This is a genomic window from Tolypothrix sp. PCC 7712 (assembly GCF_025860405.1).
Lineage (GTDB): Bacteria > Cyanobacteriota > Cyanobacteriia > Cyanobacteriales > Nostocaceae > Aulosira > Aulosira diplosiphon.
On record NZ_CP063785.1, the window covers coordinates 3,577,029 to 3,591,068 of the forward strand.

General features: G+C 39.4%; 13 protein-coding genes. 1 reads left to right on the forward strand and 12 read right to left on the reverse strand.

Going from position 1 to position 14,040, the window contains the following annotated elements; genetic code table 11:
- Positions 1-65: 65 nt before the first annotated feature.
- From HGR01_RS14840 to HGR01_RS14895, 12 genes are all read right to left on the reverse strand, one after another.
- Entirely contained in the window at positions 66-1,190 is a 1,125-nt protein-coding gene (locus HGR01_RS14840) for a DNA cytosine methyltransferase (RefSeq protein WP_045870336.1), read from the reverse strand.
- 123 nt (positions 1,191-1,313) lie between these two features.
- Positions 1,314-2,759 (reverse strand): YcjF family protein, encoded by a 1,446-nt coding sequence (locus HGR01_RS14845; protein WP_045870335.1) that lies wholly within the window; start codon positions 2,757-2,759, stop codon positions 1,314-1,316.
- A gap of 39 nt (positions 2,760-2,798) precedes the next feature.
- A complete protein-coding gene (locus tag HGR01_RS14850) occupies positions 2,799-3,278 on the reverse strand; it encodes a group I intron-associated PD-(D/E)XK endonuclease (protein WP_045870334.1) in 480 nt (159 codons plus the stop codon).
- Positions 3,279-3,882: 604 nt separating this feature from the next.
- Positions 3,883-4,836, reverse strand: coding sequence for an asparaginase (locus HGR01_RS14855; protein ID WP_045870333.1), 954 nt, complete (start codon positions 4,834-4,836; stop codon positions 3,883-3,885).
- A 104-nt stretch (positions 4,837-4,940) separates the two neighbouring features.
- On the reverse strand, positions 4,941-5,441 hold the full coding sequence (locus HGR01_RS14860) for a CGLD27 family protein (RefSeq protein WP_045870332.1): 501 nt from the start codon (positions 5,439-5,441) through the stop codon (positions 4,941-4,943).
- A complete protein-coding gene (rsfS, locus tag HGR01_RS14865; protein ID WP_045870331.1) occupies positions 5,438-5,899 on the reverse strand; it encodes a ribosome silencing factor in 462 nt (153 codons plus the stop codon). The genes HGR01_RS14860 and rsfS overlap by 4 nt, the downstream gene beginning before the upstream one ends.
- 648 nt (positions 5,900-6,547) lie before the next feature.
- Positions 6,548-7,819: a WcaI family glycosyltransferase gene (locus HGR01_RS14870; protein WP_045870330.1), complete on the reverse strand. Its 1,272-nt coding sequence runs from the start codon at positions 7,817-7,819 to the stop codon at positions 6,548-6,550.
- 851 nt (positions 7,820-8,670) lie between these two features.
- Entirely contained in the window at positions 8,671-9,411 is a 741-nt protein-coding gene (locus HGR01_RS14875) for an amino acid ABC transporter ATP-binding protein (protein ID WP_045870329.1), read from the reverse strand.
- Between the two features lie 55 nt (positions 9,412-9,466).
- Positions 9,467-10,618, reverse strand: a complete 1,152-nt coding sequence (locus HGR01_RS14880; RefSeq protein ID WP_045870328.1) for an amino acid ABC transporter permease — start codon at positions 10,616-10,618, stop codon at positions 9,467-9,469.
- 34 nt (positions 10,619-10,652) lie between these two features.
- Positions 10,653-11,576 carry an amino acid ABC transporter permease gene (locus HGR01_RS14885; RefSeq protein ID WP_045870327.1) on the reverse strand — a complete coding sequence of 308 codons (924 nt, stop codon included), beginning with the start codon at positions 11,574-11,576 and terminating at the stop codon, positions 10,653-10,655.
- A gap of 17 nt (positions 11,577-11,593) precedes the next feature.
- Positions 11,594-11,737 carry a hypothetical protein gene (locus HGR01_RS14890; protein ID WP_155539224.1) on the reverse strand — a complete coding sequence of 48 codons (144 nt, stop codon included), beginning with the start codon at positions 11,735-11,737 and terminating at the stop codon, positions 11,594-11,596.
- Positions 11,695-12,771, reverse strand: coding sequence for an amino acid ABC transporter substrate-binding protein (locus tag HGR01_RS14895; RefSeq protein ID WP_045870326.1), 1,077 nt, complete (start codon positions 12,769-12,771; stop codon positions 11,695-11,697). The genes HGR01_RS14890 and HGR01_RS14895 overlap by 43 nt, the downstream gene beginning before the upstream one ends.
- 693 nt (positions 12,772-13,464) lie before the next feature.
- Between HGR01_RS14895 and HGR01_RS14900 the strand changes: the two genes are divergently transcribed.
- A complete protein-coding gene (locus HGR01_RS14900) occupies positions 13,465-14,022 on the forward strand; it encodes a hypothetical protein (protein WP_045870325.1) in 558 nt (185 codons plus the stop codon).
- The last annotated feature ends 18 nt before the right edge of the window (positions 14,023-14,040 follow it).

Here is a 14,040-nt window from a genome sequence, read left to right on the forward strand (position 1 = left end):
CTGAAAACACTTAAGTATTCAAGTTAACATTAGACACTTTTAACTTGAGTACGCTTAATAGGATTTTAGCTACTAATTAATAAGAAGTTAAGAATAGTTTCAGCTAATGCTTTTGATGCCAAATATGGTACTCCATTACCAATAGTTTTAAACATATTGGTGAGTGACATATCCTCTGGAAGCGCAAAATTGGCAGGTAAAGATTGAATTGCTAAGGCTTCAGCAGCAGAAATTCTTCTCACTTTGTAAGGATGCAAATGTACTTCATTATTGCCATAACAAGCAGTTGGCGAGTAGCGCCATCTGTGTAAACGTTTGAAGGACTTTCGAGAATCATCTCCCTCGTCAATTGAAGCGAATTTTGTGATTCCTGCTCTAGGTTGAAAATAATGTTGAGCATTGGGATGTTGAGCCACATTATTTTTTCTAAACCAGTATTCAACTGTGAGTTCTTGAGGAATATTTTCCGGGCAAGTAATTATAGAATCTTCTTGGAATGATGTACATTGACTCCAAGGGTAAGCAAAGACTTCTTCTTGAGGATATAAAATATAATTTTTCCACGGAAAGAAATTAGAAATTTTTAAATTATCGCGTTCTCTTAAGCTATTTCGGAAGCCAATAAGAATAATTCTTTCTCTATCCTGTGGCACACCATATTCAATAGCATTAATTAAGCGTTCTGTTAATATATAGCCAGCTTTTTGTAATTTCTGCTTTAACGATTCAAAAAATAAACGATGTTTTTTTGTCCGCCACAAACCTTTGACATTTTCAAATAAAAAGAAATCTGGTAAATGATTACAAATCAATTCAATATAAGATGCAGAAAGTTTACCATTATCTCCCAAATGACCTTTATTTTTTCCGCCTATGGAAAAATCTGGACAAGGAGGCCCGCCAATAAAGCCAACAATATTATGAGATTTTCGGCAGTCCTGGACTAATTCACCTAAAAGTTGAGCGGGTAATCCTTCTAAAAGTTTAGTTACGTCTGCGGCTTCACCTTGATGATACCCATATTCAGGCAATGGTAGGTTAAGAATTTCCCGTGAATAACGGTATGCGGCAAGGAATGGCGGAAATATTTCATTGACATAAACAATATAAAAACCGCTAGTTTCAAATCCTAAATCGAGGAACCCGGAGCCAGCAAAGAAGGAAAATATACAAGTACGATAATTAGCCATCTATTAACTACGAGATTTTCTTTAATTTCTCAGAAAAAAGTCTCGTCTAATACTAATTAGCCTGCGATTTAAATCGCAGGCTGATTATCTACTGACATTAAGATTTAAGTTAATTTAAGGGAATTATCCCACAGCCTTCTCAACAGCAACTTCTGGTAACAAGCGCTTAACACCTTGCTTAACAAAACCTTGCAGAAAAGCCATCTGCTGATTTTGCTGGAAGACATTTTGTAAAGTTTGCCGCAATTTTTCCAAATTCAGGTTATTGCCAGAATCTAGAGCTATTTCTTGTTGTTGGAAATACTCTATTAAACTTAAGCCAGCAACTCTGGTGAGATAAGCTGCACTAACTCCCTGTACCACGCCACCAGCGACAAAGGTGACGACGTTACTTTTGAGAACAGTACTCACAGCTTTTGTAGAAAGTTCGACTAAACCCAGCTTCAGCATTAAACTTCCCATCGTTCCAGCGACAGTTTGCGCCTGTTCTAAAGAAAATTTCTGCTGATAGATATTACCCAAATCCATGACCATTTGAGCATTAATCGCCGCAGTTGCTAAAACATCAAGTGCAGGGACTGGATTAGCAAAAGCAGCAGCCGCAGCTATCCATTGATATTGTTCGATAGCTGGGGTAGCGCGATCGCGTCTAATGTTATTTAACCAGGTTTTTGCTTCAGCTTTCAGCAAGTTAGCTTTTCTAATAGTTGTTGTCCAGGCTAACTTCTGTGCTTGCTGGGCTAAAATCTCTCCTAGTTGCTGTGTCAAAGACTGGATATCTGCTGCTGGTTGTTCTAACCATTCTTGTACAGCACCATCAGCTTCATGTTTCCGGACTTTAATGGGAATGGGAGAGGCGGCTGTTGCAACTAAATTTCCTTGTGTCCGTTGTTTCAGTGACAGCAAGATGCTAGCACGTTCATCAGGTAAATACTGGTCTTGCTTGTTGAAAACCAACAAAACAGGTTGATTTGCAGCTTTTAGCTGCTGTAAAGTTTGAAATTCTGAATCGGTTAAATCACCGTTAGTCAGGAAGAGGATAAAATCAGATGTTTCCACTTCTGCCAAAACATCTGTATCTGATTTGTTACCAGCTTGAATATATAAAGGTGCTGTCTCTTGGAAGCTGACTTTTTGCTTGATTTGGGATTGCCAGCTAGATTTTAAAACCTCAATTAAGGTAGTTTTACCGACAGATTTCCCACCAGTAACAGCTAGTTTAAGTTCTTGCCTATCTAAATCTAAGAGTAATTGGTTAACTTGTGTTCGTAAGTTCCCTATGGCTGGATGTTGTTCTGATTCTTGTGCCAGTTGGTTAATTACGACTTCTGCTTTAGCGATCGCATTTTCTACATCTGCTCGTTCTACAAGCATGATATCAAGCTGCTCTACACTAGCTTTCGGGCGATTTTGCTGCAATAACCACAAACCACCGCCGACTGCCAAAGCACTCAGTAAACCAAATTCTCCTACCTGCACTATGGAATCTTGCCAACTGTCTAACATCCACAGAGAAAACGACAGTCCCAATCCTCCTACTAAAATTGGTCGTTGCAACTTCACAACTATGACTCTCCGCGCTTTTTGGATGGCTTACTCCAGAATAGATCAAAACCCTGCTTCCCCGAATGAGACAGGCGAACAAACACAATTTTCTTTACTTACCGCTTGTAAGATTAATTCCCAAGCTTCACGATATTGTGCAGAACGAGGTTTACGCTGTCGTTTTTCAGTTTCCACAAGGTGGATTTCGCTACCATAACCGATGAACACATCGACTGGGAAGATATAGAATATATCAAGTTTTTCTATATATACTATGGCAAAATCAAAGTCTGCTGGCTGATATGCCTCTCTTCGCATGAATCGGCGATTTGTTTTAGTGCGACGATTATCTACAACATAATTTCCAGAAGGCTGATCAAACCAAGCATATTTGACTTGAATTTTGAGTACAGTTCCTTCAATATCAAAAGCTAAATCGTAAGGGAGCCTGTCGCCTACAGGTTTTAAAACTCCCCAACCCCGCTTTAAGGCGTGAAGAATAGTTGCTTGTTCTGCAATATCTCCTTTAAGCTTGGTGTCCATAAGCTGTTACGCATTTAAGTTGCATAGTTACTTATCAGGATTGTCCAGAGTCAAAGGTCAAAAGTCCAAGTTTATCCTTGACTCTTAAACGCCAGTTCACTCTACGGAGGGAACCTCCGCACGTGACTGGCTCCTCTTGAGCCTTGACAACCCAAACAACAAAATGTGCAATTTAGATATATAAAATAAATCCCTGAAACCATTTAGAGTCTCAGGGATTTATCGTTCTTTTAATTTGGTGGCGGGAAGTGGATTTGAACCACTGACCTTCGGGTTATGCTTACCATCTACAGCTTTCGCTGCCCAGACTTGCTGGTTTGTGGTCTGGACTGTCCCTTCACCCTCGTCTTTAACGTTAGGGTGCCTGCCTTCCAGTCTCTACACCTTCTCCATTTCTGGAGCTTGGTTCGGGATTACCACGCTAATGGCTTCCCCGAGTTTGACAGGTAAACGCACGTAAGTTTCTCTACGTACCGCCCATAACAAAGTTAACTGATAAGCGTTTAGTTAACTTTGCTTGTTGAGCCCGACGAGCTACCAGGCTGCTCTATCCCGCGTCGTTTGCTTACTTTTTTAGTATAACCCCAAGTTATAAATTTGGCAACTATAAAAGCGATAATTCTCCCACAACTTCTAAACGCTTGTATTTTCCCAAAATCATAAACTTTTCAGCTAGGCTTTCGGCAACGCTGGGGGTAATCCAGCCCATTTGTTGAAGTAAATGAATAGCAACTGCGTATTTTGCTCGCTTTGCTCCATCCATAACTTTAATTGCCAATCCCATGCCTTCCCCTAACCTACCGATGCACTGTACTCCTTCGGCACCAGCTTTGCTTACCAATTCTCCAGGGGTTAAGCGCATGAGTTCCGTATCAAATTCACCATCACCAGCTACCATTGTGGGATGATGAGTCATGGCCCGGACAATGCGCTCCATATCCAAAGTTTTACCAGAAGCGAGCAAGGCATACAGCGAACCCATCTGACCAAGTTGCATCAAATAAGTTGGTGCGCCACAGTCATCATGAACACCGATAAATTCTTCTGATGGCATTCGCAGTAATTCTGCTACCTTGCTAAGAATTAACTGTTGGACTGGGTGTTTGCGTTCTAAGTAGTTATTTAAAGGCCAATGTCGTTGTTGACAAACCGCTAGCATTCCCGCGTGTTTACCAGAGCAATTGTATTCTAGAGGACTCCGCTTACCTTCAGGAATCGGGCATTGGAGTGCGCTGGGGTCTAGATCGGCCCGCCAAAGAATGTTAAATACCTGTCTTACCTGCTCTATGCTACCTTTGTGGGAGCTAGTGATAATCGCTAAATCGCGATCGCTGAGGTCGTATCGTTCTAGCGTACCAGTAGATGTAATAGCGAGTGCCTGAAATGGTTTCAGTGCGGAACGGACAAATGCAGCCGTTTCCGAATTCCCAGCTACGGATAAAACCCGCCCTCGTTCGTCGCATACAACAGCCTGGACTATATGCCGCGATTCAATGATTCCTTCCCGTAGCAACCTCACTTCTAAGGCTGCGGCTTGAGTTCGTTTTCCCATTGTCATGGGTTAAAATCTATCACTTTTTGTTATTTTTTTATTATTTGTTTGTTATTTGTCATTTGTCCTATGTCATTTGTTAAAACTCATGACTAGTGACTAATGACTATTTACAACAAATGCCAAACTATACTACCAACAACGAACATTCCTGCCAAGCTAGCAAAGGTCAGTTGCAAGCGGCGAAGAATCGGTTTGATTTCGTAAGTAGCAATTAAGCGATCGCGGTTTAAGACTTCCTCTGGTTTGATCCAAGTTTGACCGTCATACCACCCAGATTCTTCGTAAAATACTGTGGCGCTGGTTAGGCGATCGCTGACGTAATACCAGCCTAAGTACAATCGTACTAACAAGAGAATTACGCCGATACTTGCTCCCGCTGCACCACAAAGAATAAATTGGGCGAAATGCTTATGTGGGGGAAAACTGGCGGCTGCGACTGGCCCAGCTACCACCCACGATAAACTCCAAATCCACAGCATTTTTTTGATATGCTCGCGCCAATTTAAGGCACAATCACGAAATAGCCAAGATGTTTTTAATTCTTCGTACTCGTTGAGTGGTTGTTGTTCAGTCGGAACTGGGCAATTAGAAACCGAGGATTTGATCATTTTGGCTTAACCCCACCGTCATCGGCTGTTGGCAGTTCTAAACGTTCAGCATGAGACCAGAATGCTTCTAAATTATAAAACTCTCGCTCCTTGGGCATCATGATGTGAACGATCACTTCGCCATAATCTTGCAAAACCCAGCTTCCTTCTGCTTTACCTGCTGTCCGCAAGGGATTGCGTTGCAGTTCGGTTGATACTTGGTCTTCAATGGCTTCTGCGATCGCTCTGACTTGAACTCTTGAATAGCCAGTCATCACTACAAAATAATCTGCTAGGTAAGAGACATCTGCTACCCTAAGCAGTAGAATATCGCCAGCTTTGCGGTCTGATGCTGCTTCGGCAACGGTTATTGCTAATTTTCTGCTCGCTTCTTCGCTGGGGTCTTGTAGACTAGCGATCGCAGTTTTTCTTAAAGATACAGATGGCGTTGGGAATTCTCCTTGGAAAGAATCAGACATTAAACCTCAGGTGCTTTAGCCCTTTTGTTACATTTTTTGACAATTACACACAACTCATCAATCATGAGATGTAACTATGTAAATTGTTTTTTTTGCATACTAACAAAAAAAAAGACTTTTTGGATTTGGTAAACAGCAATCAAGCGTACCATGCTATATGGAGCTAGTGTAGCTACTTAGTACTTTGTATTAGTTGCTTTATGGCAATTTTTGTAGTATCATTTGCTACTTTCAGAGATTAATTTAAATCCTGATTTTTATATTCTGAGGTATTGCCTACTTGAGGCCTGTTGATAATTTTGCAACCTACCAGCCTAGTACCACAAAGCAGAATTTAAAATTCAAAATCCAAATTAATGATGATTTTTGGTTGATAAATATAGTGTCGATATGGTCAGTGCAGCCACATATCACATACAGGAATAATTACAGAGAATAAGATACCTTACAAGTAACCTCAGATATATTTTAGAATCTTACCTGAGTCAGAAATTATTAGTTAAGCTTCATATTGATGCTCGTTACATTTTGGCTGCAAGTACTATGCAGACAAAAATTAAAGCATATTTAACAAGCAAAAAATAAAAAGTAAAAGACCCCTGTCTGAGCATTTGCAGGCAGGGGTCTTTTGTGTTTTTATTTGAAGTATTAAACTTCTTGGTTTGAGATATTGGTGCTGGAAATTATTGCCTCTTCTGCTTTTAGCGCATAGCATAAAGCCTCATAGTTATTTAAAGCTTGCTCAAAGCTATATTGTTCAACAGCATATTGGCGACTTTTATAACCGAGATTTTTAACTTTATCTGGGTTTTGGTACAAGTCTAGAATTGCATTGGCTAAAGCTTGAGCATCTTCTGGTGGCACCACACATCCTCCACCACTTTGTCTAATAGCTCTTGCTGCTGTACCATTTTCTGGTACAGATGCAATCAATGCTCGCCCACTAGCAAGTAGTACTTGTATTTTGGAAGGCATATTGAATGATATGACATTCTTCTTTTGCACAACCAAGCCAACATCCGCAGCTGCTAACATTTCCGGCAGACGTTCGCGAGGTTGAAAAGGTAGTAACAAGACATTATCTGCACCATAATCGAGACAGTCTTGTTGAAGTCTCTGCAATCCTTTCGCTTCCCCAGCAATTGTAAACACAATGTCTGGGATATGACGTAACAGAGCCGCAGCTTTCACAACTGTTTCTAAGCCTTGAGTTAGAGCAATATTACCAGAATATAAAACTACAAATTTGTCTTTGAGGTTGTGTGTTTCCCGAAACGCGTTATTGTCTCTAGGTAAGGGGCGAATAAAATTCACATCGACCCAATTGGGAATTTGCACAATTTTGTGAGATGGTACACCCTTCTTGAGCAAATTTTCCACGAAACCATCAGCGATGACGCTGATTTTAGTAGCGCTATGATATGCAAACTTCTCTAATTGTGTAAATACTTTGATTAGAAATTTGTTCTTCAGTAGCCCTACATGAATAGCTGCTTCTGGTAAAATATCTTGCAGGTTTAAAACCACAGGACAAGCACGCAACCATCCGACAAGGGCAGCTGGTAAACATACAGGCAATGAAGGTGAAGTAGAAATAATTACATCTGGTCGCCAGCCTATCATTGCAGGTAAAAAACTGGTGACTACAAAGCTAGCATCTAACAATATTCGATCTAGCAAGTTTGGTTGTGGACGAATCCAAACATAACTGCGTTGAATTTGGACTCCATTTTTAGATTCTGTTGAATACAATTTACCGCGATAGCCAGGGTAAATTTGACGTTCAGGATAGTTGGGCATAGCTGTGACTACACGCACTTCATGTCCCCGCTTCACAAGTCCCTCGGCTAATTCAGTCATTAAGGGAGCAATACCAATTGGTTCTGGGTAATAGTTGTAGGAGTAAATCAAAATCCGCATAACAAATTAGTCAGAATTATCTGGCTTTGTATTGAAAAAGAATACTTGTCCCAAGAATTTTTGATTTTACGTTTTACGTTGCACCCATAACTAAATTGTCCTTGCACAGCCTTGCTATGTCAGTGACTTTTGGTTGAAGATTAAGTAAATTTTGATATCTCATGCGTAGGCAATACTTAATTTATATAGAGGCTGCTTGCTTGTTATGTGATTGTTTTGTAGGGTAAACCTACCTAAGTATAATCTCTATTTTCATTAATTAATTAAGCTTTAAACAAGCATCAAAATTACTTTAATAAAAGTTCTGGCAAGTAAATTATTTCTGATAAATGCTAAAAAATAATCCTAAATCAATCCAGAGTAAATATAAGTGAATACATAGTATTTCCACCAGTAGTAATCATGAAAACTACGGGTTCAAAAAAATAATTATTTTAGGTAGATATATTGTGAAAAATCAGATAGCTTATAAAGTTATCATCACAATAATTAGTGAGATATTGTACTTAATTGCACAACACCCCAAATGTTGAGTTGCTAATGGGAAGTGTAACGAATACCTAAGATAGATAATAGATAGAGAATTTAGACTTTATTATTTAAAGCTGCATAGTAAAGCAGCTTTTTATCTAGAAAATAGATTGAGTTCTCAGTATAGCGTCTGGAAAGTTAATATAATATAAATTTATTGTGGTGAATTATTGAATTTTAATCTTGACCAATCTGTGTTATGAGTTGCAATACCATTTCACTGGAAAAATATACAGATGGTCAAGTGGAAGGAGTAGAGGCGCAGAGGAACGCAGAGTATTTTCTCAGCTAATTCACTAAGAATTTATGAAATGCTGTAGTTAGAGAATTTGCGATAAAAATTTGCGAGTTCGTTCTTCTTGAGGTTTGTTAAAAAAGGAGTCTGGTGTAGCTGACTCAACCAGTAAACCGCTATCCATCAAAATTACTCTGTCAGCCACTTCACGAGCAAATCCTACCTCATGGGTAACTACTACCATTGTCATACCGTCACGGGCAAGACTTCGCATCACATCTAACACTTCCCTCACCATTTCTGGATCTAAAGCTGAGGTGGGTTCATCAAATAGCATAATCTTAGGCTGCATTGCTAACGCACGCGCGATCGCTACTCGTTGTTGCTGTCCCCCAGATAATTGTCCTGGATATTTATGTGCTTGCTCTAGAATTCCCACCCTTTCTAAAAGTTGCATTGCTAATTCTTCAGCTTTCGCCTTCGCCCACCGACGCACCCAAATTGGTGCCAAGGTGATATTTTGCAGTACTGTGAGATGGGGAAATAAATTAAACTGTTGAAATACCATTCCCACTTCTTTGCGAATCGCATCAATATTTCGCAAATCATTGCTGAGGGTAATACCATCTATAACAATTTTGCCTTGTTGATATTCTTCTAAAGCATTAAATGTACGGATAAAAGTAGATTTACCTGAACCTGACGGCCCCATTAATACCACTACTTCACCACGATTTACGGTCAAGCTAACACCTTGGAGGACATGAAATTGTCCATACCACTTGTGAACATTCTCAGCAATAATTATTGGTTGTTGGTCTAACATAAAATTTTACCTTTTAACTCTTATTCTCTGTCTTTGGTAGGAATTATTTTCTCTTTTAACTACTTAACTGCTTTTCTAATTTCCGAGAAGCCAGAGACATTGAGTAACAAAATACCCAATAAATCAATCCTATAAACAAATAAACTTCTGCATAACGTCCGATAAATTGCGGCTGCGCTAAAATTGAACGAGCTATTCCAGTAAGTTCCACTAATCCTACCAAAGATAACAGTGAAGTATCTTTAAATAAACCAATAAATTGACCAACGATTGCCGGAATTACCGCACGTAAAGCCTGTGGTAAGACAATTAATATCACGACAAATAAAGAGTTTAAACCTAGTGCTTTAGCAGCTTCAATTTGTCCCCGTGAGATAGCCTGGAGTCCGCCTCGCACATTTTCTGCCATGTAAGCTGCGCTGAATAATACTAATCCTGTAATTGCTCTGACTACCCTATCTAAACGTAAATCTACTGGCAGAAATAATGGCAGCATTACCTGTGCAAGAAACAAAATTCCTATCAGGGGTAATCCTCTAATAATTTCAATGTACAGGATAGAAAACCACCGGACTACAGGTAAATTGCTAGTGCGTCCTAAAGCTAGTAAAACTCCAATGGGAAAAGAAAGTACAATACTAACTGCTGCCATCAACAGAGTTAGTAACAAACCATTCCATAAATTTGTAGGCACAGATTGTAAGCCAAAGCCACCACCGATTAACCACAAAATTATAGGAAAAGATAAAATCCAGATGAAAGACAGCCAAGGTGCTATTAATTTAGTAAATCTCTTGCCTAGCAAAAAACTTATCAATAATAAAACAGCAATTAGCAGTAGATAAATGCGGGATGTTAAATCTAAAGGAAAAACAGTTAATAAAACACCGATAATTAAACTAAAAATAGCAAGCCCAGACTTGGTTAAATTTCGTTTACTAGAAAATACTCCCCAAGTTATTGCACCTAAAGCAGAAGCGATCGCCAGCACAATCCAAACTCGCCAGTACAGAGATTGAGGGAATCTTCCGACTAAAAATAAACGTAAATTTACTGAAACTACTGCCCATTGTGCTTGGGTAGTTGCCCAAGTTAATATTCCTTTGGCTACCCAAGACAGTAATATTAAGCAGAAAACAGTTAATAGGCTGTTGTACCAAGTACTAAAGAGATTTTTACGCAACCACAATATTTGAGGGTTTGTCATTTGTCATTTATCATTTTTTATTCTTGTTATCCCTTTATCTTTCCTTAATTTGCACTGTGCGGTTAAATAGATTCATGACTACGGAAATTGTCAAACTAAGGGTGAGATAGGTAAGCATAATCAGTAATATTACTTCTACGGCTCTCCCGGTTTGGTTAAAAGTTGTAGAAGCAACAAAATAAATATCGGGGTAGCCAATTGCGATCGCCAAACTGGAATTTTTGGTCAAATTGAGATATTGGCTCGTTAAAGGTGGAATAATTACTCGCAAAGCTTGGGGGAATACAACTAAACGCATGACTAACCCAGGTTTTAAACCAAGCGATCGCGCTGCTTCCCATTGTCCCCTTGCTACTGATTGAATTCCACCTCGGACAATTTCGGCAATAAATGCACCTGTATAAAAAGTTAAGCCTAATAATAAGGCTGAAAACTCTGGAGAAAAGGTAAACCAAGGCAATTCGATGCCATTTTGACTCAAATAAACCAAACCCCAGAGCGAAATTTTACTTTCTACCTTGGGAAAACCCAGAAAAACAGCAAAGTACCAAAACAGCAATTGCAGCAGTAAGGGAGTATTGCGGAAGATTTCCACGTAAACTAGGGCAATATTTCTGACTAGCCAGTTATCCGAAAGCCTAGCAATTCCCGCACTCACACCCACAATTGTGGTGAGAAAAATTCCTGTAACTGCTATCCGTAAAGAGTTAACTAGTCCTACCCACAAAGCGCGACTGTAGGTATCAGTTGGCTTGTAAGTAATTACAGTTTCACCAATATCAAAAGATGCTTGCTGTTTGAGAAAGTCAAAACCGAACTGAATACCTAATTGCTGTAAATTACGGTTGAGGTTGCCCCATAATATTGTGACGATTGCTACTGCTAATAATACAGCCAGTAATTGTCCCGCAATCTGCCAAAATCGGCGATCGCGCCACAAAGATTTCATATTGATCATTTGTCATTGGTCATTTGTCATTTGGTAATTGGTAATGGGTAATTGGGAATAAATATTTCTCCCCCTGCTCCCTCATCTTCCTCATCCCCCTCATCTTCCTCATCCCCCTCATCCCTAATTACCGGAACGGTGGTGAATACAGCAATCCGCCTTTTGACCAAAGTTGATTTTGTCCGCGAGGGAGATTGAGTTTTGTTTTGGGGCCGAGATTGCGATCGTAAACCTCGCTATAGTTACCGACGTGCTTGATGATTCTAGCTGCGAAGTCGTTTGTTAAACCCAATCCTTCGCCCAAGTTGCCTTCTGTTCCTAAAAATCGCTTAATATCTGGATCGCTACTCGTAGCGAATTGTGCAATATTCTGGGAATTAATGCCTAACTCTTCAGCTTTGACTAAAGCATAAACTACCCATTTGACAGTATCAGCCCACTTGCTATCCCCTTTGGCAACAGCAGGTGCAAGGGGTTCTGAAGAAATCACTTCATCAAGAATCAAGTTATCTTCTGGTTTGGGTAAAAGCGATCGCCGCGCTACTAAAGCTGAACGATCGGCTGTGATTCCATCACAACGTCCCTCTGCATAAGTCGCAAAGGTAACGTTAACATCCTCAAACACAACGGGTTTGTAGGTGATGTTTCGCTTCCGCATTTGGTCGGCTAAGTTTTGTTCGGTAGTCGTACCCGTTTGCACACAAATGGCTTTGTCTTTGAGGTCTGCTAGGGATTTAATTCCGCTATTTTTACGAATCATCACTGCTTGACCATCGTAAAAAACCACAGGCGCAAAATCCAAGCCAACGGACGTTGTGCGACTTAGTGTCCATGTAGTGTTGCGGCTGAGAATATCTACTTCCCCAGTTTGTAAAGCTGTAAAGCGTTCTTTAGAATTTAGATTGCGAAATTCTACTGCGTCTGGGTTATCAAATAAAGCCGCTGCTACAGCGCGACAAATATCAACATCAATTCCGCTGTATTTACCATCAGTGCCAACAAAACTAAAACCTGGAACTTCGCCACTCACACCGCAAATCAGCTGACCACGATTTTTGACAGTCTCCCAGCGATTGCGATTTACTGGAGATGTTGAATTACTACCAGGCGTGGTGGGTGTCTTTGGATCTTTTGACGGCTCATTACAAGCATTGAGGGCAAAGATTAGGGGTGCGATCGCTAAAATTAATGCTGATTTACGCATAAATCTATAAACATTTACAAAGTAAAAATGTGTTTAGTACTACAATTTCTCTGTGAAAATAGGTAGATGTCTGTAATATAAAACTTTTTGTGACTCTTTGATTAACTTGTTTTCAGTTGATTCTGATTTAAATTTTTAACTGATTTTTAGCCAGTCAAAAATAATATATAAAAATAGTTAATTTAGCTTTATTTTGAAAATACCATTTTGTACAAAATAAACTTTTGAACATAATTTTTAATAGATATAAGCTAAAATTATTGCAAAAATTAATATTTTTTGGGGCTGTGAAAAAAATGACTAATTGTTTTAATTCATTGAAATTAGGAAAAAATTAGATTGTCTAATTCTCCAAAATAATCCAAAATATCTATACAATAATTATTAGCAAATAACGCCAAAATTACTTATATATAAAGCCTAGCCAAGGTACGGCTATTATCAAAAACCTATTTAAATATGAGAATACAATTATTTTGGTTGTTACGAAAAGCTGCAAAGTGGGTTTTCATGCGGTAAAATTTTCAAGATGACTTTTTACTTTGATGGAGCAGTCCGACACTTATTAATCATCAAGAGATGGATTGCATACTCTGATGAAAAGAGAAGTAACTATACCAACCTAAGCATAGGCCACTAGCAGGTTAAACTAGATTTGGTAACAGCTGCTCCACCGTTCCTTGTGAGGCTTTTATGGGAGCTAATCTGACACAGATTGCCAAATACTTAGATAATCTTGGTTGGGAATATCGCTTTGATGACGAGGAAGAACGTATTATCACAGGTGTAGAAGCTGATCACCTAGAAGACTTCCTAATTGTTGTGCAATTAGATGAGGAGGGCAAATTTTTTCGGGTATTTGCACCTCAAGTACTAGCAGGAGTTCAAGAGCATCCTTATAAAGGAGCTATCCTCCAGACAATGTTGGCCATTTCCTGGGAAACCAAAATGCTGCAATGGGAGTATGACCCATCTGACGGTGAAATCCGGGCGATTATTGAGTTTCCCCTAGAAGATTCAATTCTGACAGAAAAACAATTTAACCGTTGCTTGAGCGGATTAATCCAAATTGTTGATAGCATAGCCATGCCACGCCTCAAAGAGGTAATGGCAACAGGACATGATCCTGGAAATGTCGAACTTGGGGAAAGACTTTTACTGAGTATTCAAGAAGAAGCCCCTGGATTACTAGAAATCCTCGAAAAAGCAATGGAAGCTAGGAAAAAACGAGGAAGTTTTCCTCACGAGTGAGGCGAATTATCACTTAAA

Excerpts from the sequence above, each read along its gene's own strand:
- HGR01_RS14860 (WP_045870332.1), bottom strand. The coding sequence starts at position 5,441 with ATGATCAAATCCTCGGTTTCTAATTGCCCAGTTCCGACTGAACAACAA.
- HGR01_RS14870 (WP_045870330.1), bottom strand. The coding sequence starts at position 7,819 with ATGCGGATTTTGATTTACTCCTACAACTATTACCCAGAACCAATTGGT.
- HGR01_RS14850 (WP_045870334.1), bottom strand. The coding sequence starts at position 3,278 with ATGGACACCAAGCTTAAAGGAGATATTGCAGAACAAGCAACTATTCTT.
- HGR01_RS14880 (WP_045870328.1), bottom strand. The coding sequence starts at position 10,618 with ATGACAAACCCTCAAATATTGTGGTTGCGTAAAAATCTCTTTAGTACT.
- HGR01_RS14840 (WP_045870336.1), bottom strand. The coding sequence starts at position 1,190 with ATGGCTAATTATCGTACTTGTATATTTTCCTTCTTTGCTGGCTCCGGG.
- rsfS (WP_045870331.1), bottom strand. The coding sequence starts at position 5,899 with ATGTCTGATTCTTTCCAAGGAGAATTCCCAACGCCATCTGTATCTTTA.
- HGR01_RS14895 (WP_045870326.1), bottom strand. The coding sequence starts at position 12,771 with ATGCGTAAATCAGCATTAATTTTAGCGATCGCACCCCTAATCTTTGCC.
- HGR01_RS14875 (WP_045870329.1), bottom strand. The coding sequence starts at position 9,411 with ATGTTAGACCAACAACCAATAATTATTGCTGAGAATGTTCACAAGTGG.
- HGR01_RS14885 (WP_045870327.1), bottom strand. The coding sequence starts at position 11,576 with ATGATCAATATGAAATCTTTGTGGCGCGATCGCCGATTTTGGCAGATT.
- HGR01_RS14855 (WP_045870333.1), bottom strand. The coding sequence starts at position 4,836 with ATGACAATGGGAAAACGAACTCAAGCCGCAGCCTTAGAAGTGAGGTTG.
- HGR01_RS14900 (WP_045870325.1), top strand. The coding sequence starts at position 13,465 with ATGGGAGCTAATCTGACACAGATTGCCAAATACTTAGATAATCTTGGT.